The organism is Patiriisocius sp. 208BN25-11, assembly GCF_058147145.1.
This window is the reverse complement of sequence record NZ_JBYVJY010000009.1, coordinates 77,257-99,398: the sequence shown is the minus strand read 5'-3', so window position 1 is coordinate 99,398 and position 22,142 is coordinate 77,257. Positions and strand designations below refer to the sequence as shown.

The window sequence follows — 22,142 nt, the reverse complement described above, 5'->3', positions numbered from 1 at the left end:
CCATGAAAGTAAGACATATTTTATGCATTGCATTTGTAGTATGCAGCACCTTAGTATCTGCTCAAAAATATAAAAGCCTCTCCACTACAGAAGTTACCAAAAACTGGCAAGGCCTTACCTTTACATCCACAAAAACCTTACAAGAAAATTTAGTACAGAGCCCTTCTTTTTCTTTTCTTTCTGAAATTTTAAAAAACGAAGCACTTGCTACTGCACTTGCTAAAGAAGAAATGGTTACAGTTTTTGTAGCCAACGATGCTTCTTTTTCTGCCTTAGATAAAGATGCTCGTGAGGCTTTGTTAGGCGATCCAAATCGTGTGGCAAACATGGTTAAATTTCATACAGTGCCAGGAAGGTTGGATAAAAATTCCATAGAAAAGGCAATTTCCTTTAATGGAGGTACAGCTTATTTCTTCACTTTAGACGGCGCAAAGTTATCGGCTACACAAAACGGAGGAGAGATTTCTATTTCAGACGATAAAGGAAATTCGGCAGTTTTAAAAGAGACCAATTTTTACCATAAAAATGGGTTCTTTCACATAGTAGAAGGCTTTGCTTTTGATACTGCGATTCCTAAGGAGTAATTTCTATCAATAAGCTATTCAACTAATATTTCAGAAGTTACAACCCTAAAGAATCTCTTAGCGATAGATAGGCATTGCTATTTTGCCCCCAATAAGCAGATTGTATGCGTTTCATTTTGACTGCTTTTGTAACCTGACCATTAGCATGCGTTTCTTCCCATTTTTCTATAGTGTAAGGAACATTGTTGTCAAAATGAATTTCAAGTTTTCTTTTTAAATCGAGATAACTAATAATATAAGTGGTTTGGTTATTTCCTTTCTCTAAACTTGCAATGGCTTTATAAGGTTTTATTTCTTTATGAGCCAATCGTACTGTTTCAAAGGCAGGAACTAAGGTAATGTCACCCGTTGGCAGTGCATCTGGCTGTAAACGTATTAGATTAAATAACTCGTCTTCTAACCAAGTTTTTTTCAAGCTTATTTCAATATCACCTTCGCTTTCAAAATAGGAGTGTCCTGTAATTTCAAACTTTTTTCTATTATTTAACTGCATATAGGTTTGACCACACCATTCTTGCACAGAATTGCTCACTTTTAAAGCATGTTCTTGCGTTTGAACAGGATTAAATACACTAGTCATAATACTATACGGATAAATACCCGTGTTAAACTTTTTAGTTTTATTGAGCTTAAGCACTGGGATGTTATTGGCATTTTGCCTATCTGCTTTCACTTGTTTTTTAGGAACAAAGTCTTCAGTGACAAACACAGTAACGGCAGTTCCTTCTCTAAGTTCTCCATAACGAGATTGTGTGAGTTTATAGCTAGTTATTTCGGCAGTACCTTGATACCAATATTTTTTAAAAGCTTCAGAAATGGTTCTAGGGGTTTCATTTTCTAAAGCAGTGTGAGTTGCTAACATTTCCGAAGAAAGTGCAGCAACATCATTGCTCTTATTTTGAGTACAACTACTTAATAGTAAGGCTAGAAGAATAGCCAATAGACATTGTTTCATAGCAAAAAGTTTAGGTAAATATACGAGACTATTTTAAACTTGATAGCTCCATTAACGTTTTGTAAACAAGTCGGGTAGGGAGGCCCATAACATTAAAAAAACATCCTTCAATTTTCTCAATACCAACATAGCCTAACCAGTCTTGTATACCATAACTGCCAGCTTTGTCGTAGGGTTTATAGGTTTCTAAGTAGTATTCAATTTGAGCAATAGTGATCTCTTTAAAATACACTTTCGTGCAATCATACACCGTTTTTTGATATTCTTTTGAAGTAAAACACACAGAGGTATATACTTCATGTACCGAACCACTTAAGTTTTTTAACATGGCCACCGCATGCTCATGATCTTTTGGTTTTCCAATAGCTTCGTCATCTTTCCAAACAATAGTATCACTGGTAATTATGATTTGCTTTTCCTGGATGTCTTGAAATGCTGTTGCTTTTAACTCCGCCAGGTAGTTGGTAATCTCATATGCTTTTAAATGAGTTGGAAAAATTTCTTCAATTTCTCTCACATCGATAGTAAAATAGATATCAAGTTCTTTAAAAAAGTGATGCCTTCTTGGTGATCCAGAGGCTAAAATAATTTCAAAATCACTAAGGTGTTCTCGTAACATAATTGCTTTGTGTTGGTTCTTCAAAGATAGAAAATGTATGTTGTTCTTTTCTGAAATTTTATAGGGTTTACAATGGTGTTTTGATATCAGACTTTTTTATTTTGTAAGGAATTGTATTTAAAGCTACTAAATGTTATGGTATCTTATCAAAATAAAGGGTATATGAAACAGTTTTATAGTACATTATTTATGGTATTGTTTTTTTTTTGCTACTGCTTTTGCACAGCAAGAGTCTAGGATACAGCTTAATGATAGTACTGAGGTTTCTATGTTTACTAGAGGTGCTAAACTTGTAAATAAATGCACACCAATAGATCATTTACAGTGTGTGTACATCACTGGTGTCGAGGTGATAGAAGATGGTTTGCAAGGAAAAGCTACCCGACATTGGTGGCGTAAATCGTATATTGGTCGCGCTTGCACTGAACAATACGGAAACACCTTCGGAAATGTATTTGAAGGTTTTTTTGCAGTCCCTCATTATTTTATGATTGCCTTAGTAAATGGCACTACTTGGGTCATTTCATTGTTTATTCCTAATTCAGAAAGAAAAGCAGCCCGCAGAGCACGGAGAAAAGCAAGGCGTGATGCTCGTGAAAAGGCACATCTTATACCTTAATTTTTTTAGTTAAAAAACTCACTACATACCTAGGGACATTGTACAATAAAGCATAAATGCCTATTAGTATTGTTCCAGCAATACTAGGAATCATTACACCAAAAGTAAATGCCGAACCTATTATAAAACCCAAAAGGTATTCACTCCAATAGAGTTTTTTAAAGAATGCTATCGCAAATAAAGATAGCATAAGATAAAATGTACCGTCTGGGTAGATTAGGTATAAAGCTGATAAAAGAATGCCTAATGTAATAGCACTACAAAAGCGCAGGATTATATTTTTAAAAGTGTGTTGCTTGTTTTCTTTGGTGAGTTGTTGTAATCTTCTGCAAATCCTAGAAAGTACTACCCATGAAAATAATGGAAGCACAATAAGTCCTAGCAGATTTGAAAACCCAGGCAAATCACCATCATGCAATATGTAATGTGTTGGAATGCCTTCATGAAAGTAATCCCAACTAAGATGCAACACTAATAATAATGTAATACCACCTGTAATAATTACTTTCGATTTTTGAGTACACGGAAATTTCATAAAAAGGTTGTTTTACTTCTAAGACGCTTTTATTTTAAAAAAGGTTGCCTAGTTTTTTTCTGAAATATTAGAAATACAGACACTATTGCTTTGGTATAAATATTTTTGATACTAGGGTTGTTATATTATATAATAAACCAATAGAAGTAGCCGATATAATTCTCTAACTTTGGGTACAACTCGTACTTAAAAAAATATACAATGGATAATCACAAAGGAGGCGATATAAGCCAATGCCCATTTATGGGAGGAACACAAAAAAATGCTGCCGGTACAGGTACAAGAAATAGAGACTGGTGGCCCAACGAATTAAAACTAAATATTCTACGTCAAAATGCTAAAAAATCAAATCCTATGGGAGATGATTTTGACTATGCTGCTGCCTTTAAGAGTTTAGATTACGCTGCTTTAAAACAAGATGTTATTGATGCAATGACAGATTCACAAGACTGGTGGCCTGCAGACTATGGGCACTACGGACCTTTTATGATTCGTATGGCTTGGCACAGTGCGGGAACCTATAGAGTTGGAGATGGACGAGGTGGCGCTAATTCTGGAACACAACGATTTGCTCCTTTAAATAGCTGGCCAGACAATGGAAACTTAGACAAGGCTCGTTTATTATTATGGCCTGTAAAAAAGAAGTACGGAAACAAAATTTCTTGGGCAGATTTAATGATTCTAGCGGGAAACTGTGCCTTAGAATCTATGGGATTTGAAACCTTTGGTTTTTCAGGTGGAAGAGAAGATGTATGGGAACCAGAACAGGATATCTACTGGGGATCTGAAACCCAATGGTTAGGAAACGAAGAACGTTATGCCGAAGGAGCACTGGAAGGACATTTAGGAGCGGTACACATGGGACTTATATACGTAAACCCAGAAGGTCCTAACGGAAATCCAGATCCTGTTGCCTCTGGAGTTGATATTAGAGAAACGTTTGGACGTATGGCCATGAATGATGAAGAAACTGTTGCGCTAGTAGCAGGAGGACATACCTTTGGTAAAGCACATGGTGCTGCAGACCCTCACAAATATGTAGGACCAGAACCAGCAGGAGCTACCATCGAGGAAATGAGTACAGGTTGGAAAAATACATTTGGAACCGGAGTACTGGATGATACCATTACAAGTGGTATTGAAGGCGCTTGGACACCAAATCCTATACAGTGGGATCACGATTATTTTGATGTGTTATTAAACTACGATTGGGAATTGACAAAAAGTCCAGCAGGAGCCCACCAATGGACGCCAACAGCTGCTTCTAATGCAAGAATGGCACCTAAGGCTGGCGATGCATCTGGAACACAAGCATTGATGATGACCACAGCAGATATGGCCCTAAAAATGGATCCAGCCTACTTAGAAATTTCTAAGCGTTTCCATAAAGACCACAAAGCTTTTGAAGATGCTTTTGCAAGGGCTTGGTACAAGCTTACGCACAGAGACATGGGACCATCAAATAGATATTTAGGTCCAGAAGTGCCTCAAGAAGAATTAATTTGGCAAGATCCAATTCCAGCAGGAACTGCATTGTCTGATGCAGATGTTGCTACTTTGAAAAAAGCAATTAGCGAATCTGGACTGAGTGTTTCTCAATTAGTTTCAACAGCTTGGGCTTCGGCGTCAACATACAGAGGATCTGATATGCGAGGTGGTGCTAATGGAGGGCGTATTCGCCTAGCACCACAAAAAGACTGGGAAGTAAATAACCCAGCGGCTTTGGCTTCTGTACTTTCTGTATATGAAGGAATTCAAAGTAGCTTTAGCGGTACAGTTTCTATGGCAGATCTAATCGTACTTGGAGGAAATATTGGTGTAGAGCATGCAGCTAAAAATGCAGGGCATGCTGTAACCGTACCATTTACAAGCGGTAGGGGAGATGCTTCTCAAGAACAAACAGATCTTGTCTCTTTTGGATATCTAGAGCCATTATCTGACGGATTTAGAAACTACCTGAAGCCAGGCCTAAAAATGGCTGCCGAAGAATTATTAATAGATAGAGCCAATTTGTTAACACTTACAGTACCAGAAATGACAGTGCTTGTTGGTGGTTTACGTGTGTTGGGGACTAACTATGATGGATCTAATCATGGTGTGTTTACAGAGAATGTTGGAACTCTAAGTAACGATTTCTTTACAAACATTCTAGATTTTGCAACTACTTGGAAAGCAACGAATGCAGACGATAGCTTGTTTGAAGGAACAGACCGTAGATCGGGACGTGTAAAATACACAGGAACAAGAGCCGATTTGATTTTTGGTTCTAATACAGAGTTAAGAGCAATTGCCGAAGTATATGCTTCAGATGATGCAAAAGATAAGTTTGTTGCAGATTTTGTAGCCGCTTGGAGCAAAGTAATGAACCTAGACCGTTTTGATCTAGCATAATATTTCCGAAGTAATACTACTACAAATAGAAAAGGTGATTCATAACGAATCACCTTTTTTTATTTAGTTCTTAAATGTTACATCATTCTCCCGCTTCCTCTACAGTAATCAAATTATCATCAGGACGATCTATCATTTTATTGTAAGGATCAATTCCTGCTTTTACGGGTGCTTCGTTTACAATCATTTTAATGGATGATGCTCCAGGAGTAATCCAACGTTTTTCTATAAACATAGGCGTTTTAGAAGTAATGCCATCTTCATCTGTGGTGTCTTCTCCAAACACGGCTACATCAAGATAATTAGTGTCTTTGGGGGCTCCAAGTAACTTACCATTTGCATCAAAATAACTCTTGCCACTTTCAATGTCAATTGTTACTTCATAGGTTCCATCATCACGTTTTGTATACCTTACTTCTTTAACTTTGTTAGAATACAATGTGATGTTCTTAAAACTATCTTTTTAGTAGTATTGTAAAGAGTCTGGTGTTACTTCTTTCATGCAGTCATACCATTCTGTAGTAGTTGTAAAAGGAGCTTCGGGCCTAAATGACGCATCGGTCATATACTTTTTGAAAGCACTGTTTAATTTGTCTTCTCCAATGAGATCTTGTAATGCGTATAAAATAAGTCCATCCTTACGCTACCATATATATGATTGGCTGTCATTATTTCTAATTTTGGTAGTATGAACATAAAACGAGCGATGAGACTAATAGTTACATCGCTTTTGTGTACTTTGGAAATACTACTACTTTAAAAGACGTTAGAAAATCAAAAAAGGTTGCTTGGTAAAAACCAGAAGTATCAATTTCTAAAATTTCCGAAGAAAGTAATCAAGAATATAGAAAGCTGCTATGAAATTGGAATTTACCATGAATGTATTTTCCTACAAATTGATAGTCAGGTGCTTATGTTTTTGATAACTTTTCATGTTTGTATTTACGTAGTGATTTCTAAATTTTACGTTTTTCAACCAAATTTATAGGCATATCAACGAATAGATTTTGATGCTAAGCATTTATGTTGTTATTTCAATAAACGTAAACTATTGTATCTCAGTAATTACAGCGTTTTCAAAAGACTAACAACCATACTATGGCAGACTATCAACTTATCGATTCTATGAAGCAAGCCTTGCATATTAGCCAGGCAATTGCTAGAGAATATGCTCATGAAAAATACAGTGCAGCGCATTTGCTTAAAGCATTGTTGCACAAAGAGGTAGGGATGATGAAATTTATTGATGGCATTGGTCAAGATGCATATTATGTAGAGGAATGGGCAGAAGTGCGTTTAGAAACCATGCCAAAAACGGCAAAAGTTCCAGAAAGTCCTGCGGGAGATGCCTCTGTAGAAGCTGTTTTGTATGAAGCAGATAACATTAAATTAAAACTTGGATTAGATGATGTTACCGAACACTGTGTATTAGTTGCCTTGTGTACACCTGGTGTCGGTTTTTCATATGATCAATTAAAAACCTTTCCACTTACTGCCAAAGAAATTCTAGAACATTTGGGATCTGGTACTAGTGCTTCTGCATCAACTACAAGTGTTGCTACAAACGGGCCTATTTCTAGCAGTGGTGTGACTACTGGTGAAACTTTAAAAAAATACTGTATTGATAAAACCCTAGCCGCTCAAAATGAAACGATTGAAGATATTTCTGGTCGCGATGCTGAGATAAAAATGATTACTGAAATATTAGGGCGCCGTTCAAAACCTAATGTATTAATACTAGGAGATCCTGGGGTTGGTAAAACTGTTATGATGAACGGTTTATCGTATGCAACCATTAGCGATGCCATGCCAGGACACTTGCAGGACACCAAAGTATTTGAATTGGATTTTATAAACCTTGTCTCTGGAGCAGGCTATAAAGGTGAAATTGAAGATCGTTTGCAAAAGGTATTTAATGAACTTAAAAAGTTTCCGAAGCCAATTTTGTTAATAGATGAGTTGAAAAATCTCACAGACAAAAATTCAGGAAATCAAGGCTTGGTGAATATATTAAAGTCAGAATTAAAGAAAGGTGAGGTAACTGTGATTGCTACAGCAACAAACGATGCTTTTAGAAAACATATTGAAGTAGACGAAGGTCTTGCAAGACAATTTGAAACCGTGCGTATTCTTGAACCTAGTGAAAAAGAAGCGCAGCGTATGATTGAAAACTCGATGTCATACTATACAGAGCATCATGATTTAGATATTGATAGTGATTCTGTATCAGAAGCCATTCGTTTGGCGAAGCGTTACATTAAAGAACGCAGTCTTCCAGATTCTGCTTTGGATTTAATAGATAGAACCATGTCTGCTGCTAAATATATGGTGGAGACTTCTGTACCCGAAATAGAAAAGCTAGCATCTAGGCTAAACGATTTAAAAGATGAAAAATTAGAAGAAGCAAAAGTATTGGCAGAGCAATCTTGGATGTATACGCAGATGAAAGATAAGCTAAGCTATTTGTTATTTGACGAGTTAGGAGATGACGATACCTTTGAAAAGATTGATTCTTCAAAAACAGGATTTGCTACATTAGATACTATTTTAGGAAACCTAAAAGACATTGCCAAGCGAGAAAAGAAAAGCATTAATAAAAATGATATTGCATCCACCATAGCAAATAAGACAGGAATTCCTACTGGGAAGCTCCAATCTGATGAAAAAGAGCGCTTGCTCAATATGGAAGAGGTATTGCAAAAAAGGGTGATTGGTCAAGATCACGCTTGTAAAACCATTACTGAAGCTGTGCTAGAATCACGATCTGGATTGAGTAAACCAGGCTTGCCTATTGGTTCGTTTTTCTTTTCAGGTCCAACAGGAACTGGTAAAACAGAATTAGCAAAAGCATTGGCGGAGTTCTTATTTCAGGATGAAACCTCGATTATACGCTTTGACATGTCTGAGTTTAAAGAGGAACATTCTGCAGCCTTATTATATGGAGCACCACCGGGATATGTGGGTTATGAAGAAGGCGGACTCTTGGTCAATAAAATTAGACAGAAACCTTATTCTATTGTCTTATTTGATGAAATAGAAAAGGCGCATCCTTCGGTATTTGATATTTTTCTTCAAATTTTAGATGAAGGAAAGTTACACGATAGATTAGGAAAGGAAGGGGATTTTAGTAATGCCGTGATTTTGTTTACTTCTAATATTGGGAGCCAACATGTGGTTGATACGTTTGCTAAAGGCGAAATTCCCAAATCGAGTGATTTGTTAGAAATTATGGGAAATCATTTTAGACCAGAATTTCTAGGAAGGCTTACCGAAATCATTCCATTTTCACCTATAACGGAAGGAAACATAGAGAAGATCTTTAAGATACAATTAAAAGATTTACACAAAGCCCTTGCAAAACAAGAGATAAGCTTAGAGATGACAGATGAAGTGTCTGCGTATTTAGCTATGAAAGGATTTACACCTAAATATGGAGCTAGGCCTTTACGAGGTGTTATTCGTAGTGACCTAAGATCACCATTATCAAAAATGATTATTTCTGGAAAAATAGAAAAAGGAGCCAAGATAAAACTAGACCTAGATAAAAATGGGGAGTTAACCTGGGACATAACATAACATAAATAAGAAAATAATTAATTAACTAAATCTACATATATTATGAGTGATACATATGGAATTGGTGGAACGGAAGTAAAAACAGACGCGAATGAAGCGTTTGCCGAGATACCTCAAAATAAAACATTGTTGGTTGAAAAACTTACCAATGATCCAGCCATTAAACCTGTGGTGCAGAAAGGACTTAAAACCATCGATGAAGTTTTTGATCACTTTAAGCCCGAAGTAGAAGTAGAGTTTGAAGATAAAGATGGTGTAGGCAAAAAAGAAATGCTACACTTCTCTAACCTTGGCGATTATGGAGCTAAAGGAATTACGAGACAAAGTAGTTTCTTAAAAGACTTGGATACAGAAAAAGACCAATACATCAAGGTCGTAAAGCAACTGAAAACAAATAAAATCCTGAAAACAGCATTAGCTGATGCAGATTCTAAACAAGCTTTACTAGACTCAATACGAGCATTATTAACTGAAATTGAAGAAAACAAATAATATGGGAGCAGAACAACAACAATTTTCTCCAGTAGAAAATCCAGCACAATTTTTAAAAGAAAGTAGTGATAAGCTTGTTAAGTTTGGTGGTTTTGATCTTTTGGAAGCCTGTATTGAAGGCGTTCAAAACATGAATCCTGAACGTAAAGCAAGGAAACGAATTTTCTTAACGGAAATGGCTAAGAAGGAAGAACGTGAAACCTTAAAGAAAACCTTAGAAATTTGGTCAAATGTTTTGTCTGGAAGTGATGAGATTTCTGAAATGGTAGAAGGTTCAGAAAAGGCAGCACAAGATGCCCATGAGTCACTCAATAAAAATTTAGGTATCGCTATTGATGCGACAAGAGATTTAGAAAGGTCGTATCGATCTGTAGCCTTGTTTTATAAAAACTCGGAATCTGACAAGCTTAAAAACATCTCAATTGTAAACGCAGAGTTAGATCAAATGAAAGATTTAGATAATACGCGTTTTATAGATGCTATTTCTGAAGAGCTTACAGGAGCTTACGACAGATTAGATTTAAGAGACAACTATGGACTTCTTGTGATCCCTGGTTATTTAGGTTCTAATAAAGTGGTGGAGAAATGGGCAAAGATAGCACATGACAACAAAGTAATGTTAGTAACAGACTTTGAGCACTTAGATGAACCAGATGATGTTATGGAGATGTTTGAGGCTGCTAATCTTACAGGAGGTGATAAGTATCGTTCTAATGTAATGATGGCTTGTAATTGGCTTGTAGGTAGAGGAAAGCATGATGAAGTAGGGGAAGAGGAGGATCTTTATGTTCCACCTTCTGCTGCATTAGCTGGAAAAGTCTATAGCACATTAATGTCTCAAGTAACTGCTGGTAAGAAATTTGGTGGTTTAAATGAAGTAGATGGTGTACGTTTCGATTTAAAGAAAAGTGATATCGCTCAGCTAGAAAAAATGGGGCTGGTACCTATGGTAAACGAATATGGTAAAGTAATGGCATTCTCTGCTAAAACTTTATTTAATGGTGATAACCTAGGATTACAAACCTATTCTGTAGTACGTGTATTTGATTATGTAACCAAAGTATTGATGGATTTCTTAAATCGTCGTGCTTTCGAGAATTTCAATGCAAGAACGCGTAAAGAATTAATGGGACAAATTGTAAAATTCTTAGATGGTATTACAGGACCCGATAAATTAATTGAAGATTTTTCTATCAAACGTTTTGAACAAGATCCAAATCAAAAAGATAGAATACATCTTGATATCCACATGACACCCTATTTCCCTGCTAAAAATTTCATGATTAAAATGGACGGACAAAAAGGAGATGATGGAACGCAATGGGATTCAGACTACGAACAACAATAACCAAATTAAGTTGATTAGTCACCAGCCAAAACCAAAAGGCAGTCTACATAGGCTGCCTTTTATTTTTTAATAAATCGATACGCTAAAAATAAAACGACAATAGCAATTAGTATATGCCATGCATATTGTTGTAAAAAACCTCTGCTTACTGTTTGTACCAAGTAGGGATTATCTTTTTGATAGGTAATTTCAACAGTGTCACCCACTTTTTTAAAAGATCCTAAAAAGGGAAATCCATATAATCTTACTTCACTAGCAATGGTATCTCCAGCTTCAGTAGTAAATTCAACTTGAGCAACATCATAGGTGTTTCTGCCAGAGATTTTAGTTTCTATGGTGGTTATTGTGGCGTCTCTTTTAATGGTTTCTTGTGCCTTCATACTATAAACTCCTGTTAGAAAAACAAAGAGGAAGATGCTTAAGATATTCGGTTGATTCATCTTATTCTTGAGTTAAAAACTAAGGCTTTTATGTTCTATATGTTAATTAGAATATAAAAGGTCAATGTTCATGAGTGGAGCTGCTTCTTTAGCTTTTCCAGGGGCTCTATAGATTAAAAAAGAAGAGAAAGTAGTTTCATGTTCTTGATCTTCAAAATAGAAAGGTTTTAAATATGTTTTTGTTCCAGAACCAAATAATTTTACTTTAGGCCAATCTGTTTCTAGAAAATGAGGCCAATTTCTTAATTCATGTCCAGGGACTAAGCTTAATTCATTGATACTTTCATCAATATTGTATATTCCTTCTTGACTAAATTCTTTACCAAGTATAGGTCTTAATTTTTCAATGTTTTCTGAAGATACTATTGGATATGTATAAGGGTTAATTCCCCAGGCAATCATAATTACCTTTTTTTCAAAGAGGGTATCAATTATTTCAGTATTTGAAAATTCATCAACAAGATCAAGCTCTTTACTTCCATAAGCTTCATGGATGATCTGCTTCATTTTTGGAAGGTCTGCTAGAAAGAATCCTAAATGACTATATCCATCAAAAATCTTTTGGATGGTAGCATCTTCTGAATGACTAATTTTTGATGCTGAGTCATAAAAATAAACATAGATTGTAATTAAATTTGTTGGTATTGGTAATGTCTCTAGGGATTTATAAGAGTGAATAGGTCTATCTATGAATACTTTCGCGCCTATAGTGTAGGATCCTTTTTCAAAATCTAAGTTTATTTGCTGGTTTAAGTCACAATGTTCATTTTGTAATACAAGAGTGCTTTCATTATGTATGTCTGTAGTTTCAATAGTTTGTGAGTATACTTCTTCGCCAAACAAATTGCTGGGGTATGTTAAAGTTTCTGAAGCAATTTCTAGAACACATCTTATATTGAACTGTTTATTAGTTTTGTTTTGAAAAGGAATACTGATATGGGAGTCATCAATTATTAATTGTAAAGAATTAAGAATGTTTGATCCGCCCCTTAGAGAAATTGTTTGAATGTTTTTCATTAGTTAGTTAAGCGCAATTTATTGGATGTCCTTTTTCTTTTGCCCATTTTTTAGTTTCTTCCCAAGCTTCTGCTGCTGTGACATTTGCTTTTATTAGTTTTCCTTTTTTTCCGCTAGAATCAATTAAGTGTAAATCGCCTCTAACATCTTTTAATGCTGGGTTGTTGTAATGATCATCTAAACTTTTTATCCAATCATCATTAGACATACCAGCGGTATTTATTTGACTAGATTTCACTAATGGTTTTGTTTCTTTACCAATACCATTATATCCATGCATTGCACTATGTTGTGTGTCAAAAGTTGCATCGTCAAAATACAGGCTTGGAACACCTGTTTGACTATTAAATGGCTCAATACCTAGGTCTGTAGCTGCAGAGTGGGGCACCATATGGTGACCTTGATTTACAGGATTACTTAAAGGCATTAACCCTAATACATCGAGGGTGTTATTTACATCTTCAACATATTTATAAAACTTAATTCCACCAAAAATCCCTATTGGATCTTGAGAAATATACACCCCATTATCTGGACTATAGTATCGATATCGATTATAGTATAAACCAGTCTCTATATCCTCGTATTGGCCTTGATATCTAAAAGGACAATCGGCTATATTTCCTGTAACTAAGGTACGTATTTTACCATTTATATCGTATTCTACTCCCCAAGTTTTTTCTCCCTTTTCATTATACATCTCTACAGGAGACCCAAGATAATCTGTAATAATTGAGAAATGCTCTCCATCTACTATTTTTGCCGATGGTTTATAAGAACCTTCATCAAAAACCCAAGTAATAAATCCTTTTTTTGGAATTTGTAACTCAGCGTTGTCTTCTTGATCGTCAATTTCTAAATCTTCAAGGATAGACTGTTCTTCGAAGCCTAGGGGTTCTATTCGGTTTTTTGAAAGATCACCTAATTCATCTACAGACCAAACAGGCCTATCTTTTATATTATAACTCCATTCATGCAGCGGTACATTTCCATTCCATACCCATCTTGTTATAATAGTGTCTTTGTGCGGCATTTTTGGGGAAACAATTTTAGCTGTTCGTCTTCCTAATGCATCATATTCAAAAGTAATTTTCTTACCGTCTGGTTTGAGTACTTCTTTTAACATACCACTCCCATACCATTGATAATCCCAATCACCATGAGGGGTTATTTTTTTTGTTAGATTACCTAAAACATCATACTTGAATACTGTTCCTTGGTTTTCAAGTAATTTTCCTCCGGGACCGTATTTTCTGTCACTTTTATTTTTATCCTTAAAGATGTTCCCTACTTCATCAGGTAGTTTATAGTCAAATTGATTGTCTTCATATCTTGCACTAATTAAGGAACCAAAGCTATTGTGTGAAAAACTAACTTTTCCTTTGGTAAGTTCATTCGTTATTTGTCGCAATTGCTCATTTACATTCCAACTATAGGTTCTATTTCTTCTTTCTTTATTTGCACTTTTTACGATATGATGAATAGGTCTACCTGCTAGATCATATTCAAATGTATTTCGAATTCCTCCAGGAAGTATTCTTTCTATTTCGTTTCCAACACTATTATATTTTATTTTAGCAGACCAAACATTTGTTTGTTTATCTACCGATGCACTTGTTTCTGAAATGAGACCATAAGCATCTCTATTAACAGAAATAAGAGCACCTAAATTACTGGATGTTTCTATAATATTTCCGAAGTCATCATAAGATTTATTTATGATATATTCATCTTGTTGTTCTAGTATTACTTTACCAGATTGGTCTCTTTGAAGGCTTACATTGGTAAACTGATTGTTAGCCTCAATAAGTTGTCCGTCGGCATCATAACTGTATGTTTCCCATGTGCCATCACTATGTTCGGTTCTAGTTATTTTTCCATTGTTATTGTATTCATATGTACTGTAAAGTTCATTAGGAAGTTTGGTTTTTAAAATTTTACCGGCATTGTCACGCTGATATTCTCTACGTAATCCGTCAAAGCCAGTTTCATTTATAATGTCACCTTTTTTATTTCTTCCAAAAACATAGCGTTCTTTGCGCTCGTTCTTTATAGCTACAAGTTGTTCTTCAGTATTATAATTGAATTGAATTTTCGCGTCATTTTCAATACGTGTTTTTAAATTTCCTAGCGGTGTATATTCAAAAAACACTTCATTTTTTTGTGAATCTATACTTTTAATTACTTCATCGTAAGCATTATAATTTAATGACACGGTTTTATTATCCGAAAAAACAATTTTATTAACACGATTTAAAGTATCATATTTAAAGTATTGAGAAGATCCTTCTGCATTAGAAGTTTCTATGCAGTTCCCCCACGAATCGTATCTCCATTTAGATACTCCTTTATTTGGAAATATGATACTAGAAACAATGTGATCTTCATTGTAGTTTAGTTTTGTAATATTTCCTTTGGTATCTATAATTTTTTCTAGAAGGCCTAGTGGATTGTAAGAGTAGGTACTCGTATTCCCATTTGAATTGCTAATGGCATATAACTTATCATCTTTATACACGTTTGAACTAGTAGCACCTTCAGGAGAACTTGTCATTATAAGTCTATCTTCCTCATCGTGTATAAACATAAAAGCTGTTGCATCTGGTTGTACAATACTGGTAAGATTACCTCTATTATCATAGGTGTAGCCTGTAATGTTGGCTTCCTCATCAATAGTACGATAGAGCTCCATAAAATCGGTGTATTCATAAAATACATGTCCGCCTTCTGGATCTGTTATTTGAGTACATAAATTAGTACTATCAAAATAATAGATGCTTTCATGTCCTAAGGAGTTGGTGATAATATTTTTACCTTTTCCATATTGAATTGTTCCCGAAAGAATACCACCATCACCCCAAGTCTTGATACATTTTGCGCCTGTTTTTTTACCATCATATTCCCAGTAAAAAGACTGTCCGTTACGGTCTGTCTTTTTTACCATAAGATGGTTTTCATATTCCATATGTGTGGTTTTACCCATGGCATCGGTAATACCTATTAAATCACCCTCTTTGTTATAATTATAACTAATAAGCTCTTTGTGATCTCCATTATGAGTCGCCTTTATATGGGTGATTCTACCCTCGGTGTCTGTTGTAATATTAATGCGTCTTCCAGCGGTATCAACAATTTGTTCTAGGATATTTGAAGCGTCATAATAAAAAGTATTGGCAAGACCATCTTGATTTTTAATTGCTGAAAGATTAAAACTCGAACCACTTCCTTTTGAAAAAACATGTATTAAATTCGAACTATGATCTTTTACCTCATAGGTGTTTCGATCCATACAGGTGAGTGTAAGTTTCTCTTGGCGTAGAAAAAATGATTCGTTCTCTGCGATGATATATTGAAAGCTGGTAACACGTCCATCTGGCAATCGTAATACAATGGCTTGATCTTGTTCTTCTAGATGTAACTTGGTGTCATAATTACAATGTACCCCATTCCCCATCAATCCTTTGTATTCAGAGTCTGAATACCAGTTGCGTTCCCATGATATTGGCAGTACACCTGGGATGTAAAAATCTTCTCCTTCATACACCATTCTACCCGTAATAAGATCTACAGGTTCAAAGCCCATTTTACAGAGTTTCTTACTCAATCCTTGGGTAGCAGGAAATTTCTTAAGCACCGCATGGTTTAATTTTTTAAGTCCATTACCGGCGGCTTTCATAAGTGATCCCATACCATACGACATGGCTAGGCCTACTAGCGCACCTACAATATCTGGTACATAAGGTCCGCCAACCATTACTGGAGGTCCCTTAGGAATAGGAATGGTAGAAGAACTCGGTAGGTACAAACCTAATTTGGGCTTCATTTTTTTACCAGGACTAGCTGTTAATGGCATTCCTACGTCATTACAGGTCATCACCATAAAACCTGAAGCACTAAAATAAGATCCATCTGCCGTTACTCTAGGACTTCCAAAGAAATTATTAGAGTCATGTCCAATGGTCGCCGACATCATAAACGGGCCTCCCATTGGGATATGAACTTTGGTACCCAACATTCCAGAAGTTGTACTATTTCCTCTAGGTGTTTTATTTACCATCACCTTGGCTCCAATCATTGGAACATAGTCCATAGGATCCATAATCATCCCTACAAAAGGATGGGGGATAGGCGTAGGAATAGGTCCAGCAGGTGATGGTATCATCACAATGTGGATGTCTACTCCAACAACAGGGTCCATATGTTTGTTAGCAGGCATCATAGCTTAAAACCAATTAAATAAGGATAGTTTACGTTTTTCCATTTCTTTTCTTTTGGTTTCTACATCGGCTCTCCAATGCTCACCATCGACAGTGATCATAAATTCATCAACTTTTTTACAATCTTCTGTTCGATCATTTTTATCTAAAATGTTATAATAATCGGCAGCAATAAAAGTCATACAGGTAGCTTTTAAGGTTTCAATTTCTTGCTCGCTTCCATATTGATATGCTTTTTCTACAATAGTGTTGTATTGTTCTTTGTCTTTCTTTTTAATGGCATTATAGGCAAGCCACCAGGCCATTAGCGGTTGTTGCGGATATCCATGCTCTAAAGCTGTGTCGGCTTGTTTACAAAACAACTTAGCTGCATCTTCTAGTTTTTTCTCCAGTTGTTTTGCACTGGCTTGAAAGCCATAAATTTGAATGAGTATGGCTTTGCAGGTATCGTCTCCTGCTTTCAATCCTTGTTTGGCAAGGGCAAGTGCTTTTTGTAGTAATTCTTGTATGATTTCATATTCTTTAAATTCAAAAAGCATTCCTGCATATACCACATGTGCTGTTGCAAAGAAACTTTTGAGTCCAGAACGCTGTGCTGCTTCGATTGCTTTTTTACCCCAAAGGTGTAAGTTGTCTCTACTATTGTTTGAAACAGCTTTAGACATTTTGGCCACACATTTTCTAAACTGAACTTCAGGCTTATTAGGATCTCCAGCAGTCGCAATTTTAGAAACGGCTCCATCTAAATCTAAGGGTACAGATAATGATTTGCCAGCTGCATCTATTTTTTTCATACTTTGGTCTAAGTAGCGTTCATCTGCAAAGTCGAATACCATAAAACGTACATGTTCTGATAATCCTAACCCTATCATTGTTTCTAGCCAAATACCATAGTCTTTAGGATCTTCAACACTATACGGAAACAATGTTAATGTTAACACACGATCCTTTTCTGGTAATTGTTGCTGAAATGTTTGTAGCATTTCTATGAGTAAGGTATTATTTTGATGGGTGTCTTCGGAAATTTTAGTAGCATAGCCATCTGCATCCCATGTAAAATTTGGATGCGCTTCTTGATAAGCTTCTACAGATTGTGTGTCTTTTTTATAGGTGGCTATCCAATTTTCGATGAGTGCCTTGCTATGATTTTTTTTGGATGTAAAGGGTGTCAATAACACAAGCACCATGTCTGGAAGACTCCCGTGTTCTGTAGATTCTAATCGTAAAAACCCTTCATAGAGTCTGGCTTGTTCTGGAATAATAAGCCATCGTGCTAGTTTGAGATTTGGGTAGGGGGTAACCTCTGTATTCCATTTGTGTTGGATTTGTGTTACAAGTTGCGCAATGGGATTGTGTTCATTACTCATTACACGTTCTAATTTAGGTTTACAATACCACCTTTAACATTGGTCATACCTGTACCATTAATATCTACCATGGGTGCTTCTAAACTAGCCTTTGCTGTTCCCTTTATATCCACACCAATTTTTGCACTTATCGCAGCATTGGTGCCAGCTGTTATTTTGTAATCTGTCCCAGAAGTATTTTCTAGTTTTTGTCCAGCATTAGACTCCATATTAGAACCAGCACTTAGTTTTAAATTACCTCCAGCATTTATTTCTATATCAGCTCCTGCAGAAAGTGAAATGTTATTTCCAGCAGTGATCGTTATGTCTTTATCTTCTGTGTTGATAAGAATAGAATTTCCTTCTTTATCTTTTATAGTAATACTTTCACTCCCTCCTTCATCATTAAATTCAATAACACTACCGCCTTTTGTTTTAATTGTTTTAATGTAATTGTCTTTAGCTCCAGCAGAGGGTTTTTGATTTTTATGATATAAGGAACCTATAACATAAGGGCATTCTGCATTCCCGCCTTCAAAATCTACGAGGACTTGGTCCTCTATTTCGGGGAAGAATTGAATTCCTTGATCGCTACCTGCATGTGGTACTAAAAGGCGTATCCATGGGGTTACATCATTATTTTTTTTCTGCCATGCAAACTGAACTTTTAAACGACCTAAACCTTTTGGATCATGATTATCTGTTACAATGGCTATTTGACTATTTGATAAAGGAAAAGCGTTTATGTTAGTCAAAGGATATCGGTCTATATCTCCCGATATACCTTTAAAGCGGTTGACATATCCTCCAGAATATGATACTGTATGTATGGCTTCAGTAATTCTATATTTTTCACCCTCAATAACAGCTATAGTTCCAATGGTAGCACTTGCATTTGTAGCTAATGCTTCTATTTGAACTTGATTAACAGTAATAGCCTCGTTTTGGGCTTTTGCCAAAGAATCTATGATCTTTTTTGTGTTTTTAATTTGATTGCTATTTATCCATACATTATTCTCGTTAGAGAAAATATCGTCTCCTGCTTTATCAGTTTTTAAACCTTTTCCTTTTAACTTCGTAATTTTAACTTTTTGTGTTTCTTCTATTTCATCTTCTAAATAGTTGTTATTAAAGTAATTGAAGTTTTTTGTATTTGGAATAAAATTTACTTTATAGTCAATTAAGTCAAAATTGAAAACTAAATCAACTTCATTAGTACCTGGTTTTCCAAAATATAAAGTATCCTCATTAAAGTATAGCCATTCTCCATATTGGGCAGCTAATCTTTGCACAAACTCGTATGAGCTCTCATTATGCTGTACTACATATTCTAACTTTTCTTTAAAGTTCGGGCTTATGTTAGTTTTTAGACCAGGACCAAAAATTGTATTTCTTACAATATCTTGTAAAGTCTTGTCAGTAAAACTTCGATAATCTGGTCCATCATTTGTAACCACTTCACTACTTTTTGCTGTAAAAACAATATTGTTTCCAATTTCTGTATTTTCACCTCTTACAATAGCGTATTCTGTAATAATCCCAGAGAATTTTAATTCTTCTGCTTCTTTTCCTCGAACAGAAGTAACTATTTCAATAGAAATTTTTGAGCCTAAATAACTTTGACTAAATTTTCCAGGTTCATCTATGGGTTCAGGTCCTTCAAATATTGCCATAGGAAAATGTACTTCAAGTACATTGTGGGTATGAATGCTTTGCGTGAGTTTTAGGTGTAAAAACCCTTCAACTTCTTTACCATCTATGAGTATGGTTGTTTGAGTGAGTATGGCCATGACTTACATTTTATTGGAACTGTTTTGAGACCCACATTTCTGTATGTGAGGCGTCATTCAATTCGATGACTCTGGCAGATATTGATATTTGAGTTTTCATTGCGATATCATTTTCTGCATCAAAAGTTTCTTTATATTCTACACATACGGCATCATCAAAAAGAAGTGTTTTGTTACTAGACATAACATCTCTTTTATAGAACACAATTTTCCCTTTTTTAAATTCATGTGGATTTAGCATCCAATGTACAAGGTTGGTGTTGTTCGTAGACTCTACCATTACGTTAATAAGTCCGCTACGCGGATTTTCTATGGCACGACCACTATAGTCTACTTTTTGCGAGAATTCGTACGTACAGAAGAGTACATTAAATTCATCGTCTTCGATCTGTAATTTTGCTAAAAAAGACATAGTATTTAGGTATGAAGTTAAAACTACTTCAAGCCAATCAAGGGAACGATAGAATCGCCCCCTTAACTGCATGAATTATGTTAGATGAATTGGGAGTTATACCCAGTCATTCACGTGTTCTCCGTTACCTATTCCTATAGATTTTGCAGATATTACAAAAGATTCATTCATAGGGTTTTGTCCTGTAGAATCAAACCCTTCTTGGTATTTCACCATGTAACCTTCTGTAAATTTAAGTTCTTTAGAAGTTGCGTCTGTATCTCTTTTTAGAAATACGATAGAACCATCTCTACGTTCGAAGTTGTTGAACATCCAGTCTGACAGACTTGTGTCTGCTGTAGATTCTACAACTAATTTAATTTTCCCACCTCTTGTGATAGAAGATGGTCTTCCTGTTGCATCAGTTTCTTGATGTAATTCGTAATAGCAGCTCAATACATTGTATTCGTTTCCGCTTACTTTTAATTTTGCTTTAAAAGACATAATAATTTAGTTTTAATTAGTAATAAAAAGATATTTAAATAAAAAGATATATATATAAGTACTAAATGTAATGAAGCAAAATTTACTAAAAAAGGAATCTTGTAATTAATTTATAATGAATGGATTAACTGCTTTTTTGATAGGTGAAGTGTGTATGAAAACTAGATTTTTAGAAGTGAGTGTAAGTTGTTTTTTACAAAATAAGTAGTGATTTTTTACGAAAAACAACTGAAATCAATTGCATTTAAAGCTTTTTTCAGGCAGAAAACGCTAATTGTCTGGTTTTCAATATTTTTTTTGATTCGCAAGTATAGGATGTTTTAAAATTTCCGAAGCAAGAAAAACGCTGCATATGTTATCCATAACAAAAGTTAAGGAGTCACTTGTAAGATTAAAAAAGTGTAGGGCTTAGAGAACGATGATACCTATATAGGTATGTTAGGAATTCACCACACGTCTGCATATAATAACGTCGTCTTCTTTAATGGCATTTGCTGCTACTGTGTGCGAAAAGTTGATATGTTTAATGCCTTGGTACCATTTTGGTTTTACATGAAACACCCAGCCTGATGGTTGCTGTGTTTGGGCATCTACAATTTCGATTTCTCCTTCGGGATGCCTATCATTATAATCTAGTATAAAGAAGTAAAATAGCTTGCCAAATTCCATAGACTGAGGTGCCTTTATCTTGAAATTGGTGATATCGCTTTGCTCTTCTTTTTTCTGAAACTCGAAACTGATTACTTTTGGGTTCGCCAACTCATCTTTGGTAGGGTCCTTAATGTCTTTGCCAATAGGGAAGTGCCAAGTTTCAAATATTTTTACAGGAATTTGCATGGCAAACTCATATAGCTTGTAGAATACAGTTGGAATAATAAACCAAAGCACCGATCCCATAAAAATGTAACTGAAAGGTGACTTGAATTGGTTCACCACATTAGTGAAAGCGATAAGGCCTAAAACACAATACGCTATGGTAAAGAGAAATTCTGAAAAGAAATCTGAGGGTTCATCAGATAAGGAAGGGAAATATTTTCTTAAGATATATAGGTGTAGTATTCCTAATAAGAAGAACAATGCTTGAAATCCGTAGAAGCTATTGATAGGCGTGTCATTAAGAACTTTACTTGAACTTAATAATGCAGTTCCGGCAAAGGTAGCCAATACAAAAAGGGCATAGATAATTGCCTTCTTTTTGTTTTTCTTTAAAAGTTTACGCAATTTGGTAACAAGAGCCATGAGTATAGAGCTCACTATAAGTAAGCCGATACTTATTTTAAAAACCTCTCCATTTGCAATATTGCCTATAGATCCCATT

At 35.3% G+C, this 22,142-nt stretch carries 18 protein-coding genes; 6 read left to right on the top strand and 12 right to left on the bottom strand.

Going from position 1 to position 22,142, the window contains the following annotated elements; all coding sequences use genetic code 11:
* The first annotated feature begins 2 nt into the window (after window positions 1–2).
* A complete protein-coding gene (locus tag ACY2RS_RS11360; protein ID WP_490098775.1) occupies window positions 3–584 on the top strand; it encodes a fasciclin domain-containing protein in 582 nt (193 codons plus the stop codon).
* A gap of 37 nt (window positions 585–621) precedes the next feature.
* Here the strand turns inward: ACY2RS_RS11360 and ACY2RS_RS11355 are convergent, their stop codons facing one another.
* Window positions 622–1,539: a septum formation inhibitor Maf gene (locus ACY2RS_RS11355; protein WP_490098774.1), complete on the bottom strand. Its 918-nt coding sequence runs from the start codon at window positions 1,537–1,539 to the stop codon at window positions 622–624.
* A gap of 28 nt (window positions 1,540–1,567) precedes the next feature.
* Window positions 1,568–2,158 (bottom strand): Maf family nucleotide pyrophosphatase, encoded by a 591-nt coding sequence (locus ACY2RS_RS11350; protein ID WP_490098773.1) that lies wholly within the window; start codon window positions 2,156–2,158, stop codon window positions 1,568–1,570.
* A 268-nt stretch (window positions 2,159–2,426) separates the two neighbouring features.
* On the opposite strand from ACY2RS_RS11350, the gene ACY2RS_RS11345 reads away from it, so the two are divergent.
* On the top strand, window positions 2,427–2,777 hold the full coding sequence (locus tag ACY2RS_RS11345; protein WP_490098772.1) for a hypothetical protein: 351 nt from the start codon (window positions 2,427–2,429) through the stop codon (window positions 2,775–2,777).
* Here ACY2RS_RS11345 and ACY2RS_RS11340 read toward each other — a convergent pair.
* Window positions 2,767–3,312 (bottom strand): hypothetical protein, encoded by a 546-nt coding sequence (locus tag ACY2RS_RS11340; protein ID WP_490098771.1) that lies wholly within the window; start codon window positions 3,310–3,312, stop codon window positions 2,767–2,769. The genes ACY2RS_RS11345 and ACY2RS_RS11340 overlap by 11 nt on opposite strands.
* A 201-nt stretch (window positions 3,313–3,513) precedes the next feature.
* Between ACY2RS_RS11340 and katG the strand changes: the two genes are divergently transcribed.
* Window positions 3,514–5,703, top strand: a complete 2,190-nt coding sequence (katG, locus tag ACY2RS_RS11335; RefSeq protein ID WP_490098770.1) for a catalase/peroxidase HPI — start codon at window positions 3,514–3,516, stop codon at window positions 5,701–5,703.
* An 82-nt stretch (window positions 5,704–5,785) separates the two neighbouring features.
* On the opposite strand, the gene ACY2RS_RS11330 is transcribed toward katG, so the two are convergent.
* Complete coding sequence (locus ACY2RS_RS11330; protein WP_490098769.1) at window positions 5,786–6,142, bottom strand: hypothetical protein; 357 nt, start codon at window positions 6,140–6,142, stop codon at window positions 5,786–5,788.
* A 659-nt stretch (window positions 6,143–6,801) separates the two neighbouring features.
* Here ACY2RS_RS11330 and ACY2RS_RS11325 point away from each other — a divergent pair.
* From ACY2RS_RS11325 to ACY2RS_RS11315, 3 genes are read left to right on the top strand one after another with little or no spacing between them, the layout of a single operon-like run.
* Window positions 6,802–9,279, top strand: coding sequence for an ATP-dependent Clp protease ATP-binding subunit (locus tag ACY2RS_RS11325; RefSeq protein ID WP_490098768.1), 2,478 nt, complete (start codon window positions 6,802–6,804; stop codon window positions 9,277–9,279).
* Window positions 9,280–9,321: 42 nt separating this feature from the next.
* Window positions 9,322–9,771: a hypothetical protein gene (locus tag ACY2RS_RS11320; protein ID WP_490098767.1), complete on the top strand. Its 450-nt coding sequence runs from the start codon at window positions 9,322–9,324 to the stop codon at window positions 9,769–9,771.
* Window position 9,772: 1 nt separating this feature from the next.
* A complete protein-coding gene (locus ACY2RS_RS11315) occupies window positions 9,773–11,119 on the top strand; it encodes a DUF5458 family protein (protein ID WP_490098766.1) in 1,347 nt (448 codons plus the stop codon).
* Between the two features lie 59 nt (window positions 11,120–11,178).
* On the opposite strand, the gene ACY2RS_RS11310 is transcribed toward ACY2RS_RS11315, so the two are convergent.
* From ACY2RS_RS11310 to ACY2RS_RS11275, 8 genes are all read right to left on the bottom strand, one after another.
* A complete protein-coding gene (locus ACY2RS_RS11310; RefSeq protein ID WP_490098765.1) occupies window positions 11,179–11,499 on the bottom strand; it encodes a hypothetical protein in 321 nt (106 codons plus the stop codon).
* A gap of 102 nt (window positions 11,500–11,601) precedes the next feature.
* On the bottom strand, window positions 11,602–12,576 hold the full coding sequence (locus ACY2RS_RS11305; protein WP_490098764.1) for a hypothetical protein: 975 nt from the start codon (window positions 12,574–12,576) through the stop codon (window positions 11,602–11,604).
* 7 nt (window positions 12,577–12,583) lie between these two features.
* On the bottom strand, window positions 12,584–16,795 hold the full coding sequence (locus ACY2RS_RS11300; protein WP_490098763.1) for a DUF6531 domain-containing protein: 4,212 nt from the start codon (window positions 16,793–16,795) through the stop codon (window positions 12,584–12,586).
* 3 nt (window positions 16,796–16,798) lie between these two features.
* Entirely contained in the window at window positions 16,799–18,160 is a 1,362-nt protein-coding gene (locus ACY2RS_RS11295) for a hypothetical protein (protein WP_490098762.1), read from the bottom strand.
* 8 nt (window positions 18,161–18,168) lie between these two features.
* The gene (locus tag ACY2RS_RS11290; RefSeq protein ID WP_490098761.1) at window positions 18,169–19,929 is read right to left on the bottom strand and encodes a type VI secretion system Vgr family protein; all 1,761 of its coding nucleotides are present in this window, start codon (window positions 19,927–19,929) and stop codon (window positions 18,169–18,171) included.
* Between the two features lie 10 nt (window positions 19,930–19,939).
* Entirely contained in the window at window positions 19,940–20,341 is a 402-nt protein-coding gene (tssD, locus tag ACY2RS_RS11285) for a type VI secretion system tube protein TssD (protein ID WP_490098760.1), read from the bottom strand.
* Between the two features lie 96 nt (window positions 20,342–20,437).
* Window positions 20,438–20,824, bottom strand: a complete 387-nt coding sequence (gene tssD, locus ACY2RS_RS11280; protein ID WP_435679630.1) for a type VI secretion system tube protein TssD — start codon at window positions 20,822–20,824, stop codon at window positions 20,438–20,440.
* A gap of 438 nt (window positions 20,825–21,262) precedes the next feature.
* The gene (locus tag ACY2RS_RS11275; protein ID WP_490098759.1) at window positions 21,263–22,141 is read right to left on the bottom strand and encodes a TssN family type VI secretion system protein; all 879 of its coding nucleotides are present in this window, start codon (window positions 22,139–22,141) and stop codon (window positions 21,263–21,265) included.
* Window position 22,142: the final 1 nt, after the last annotated feature.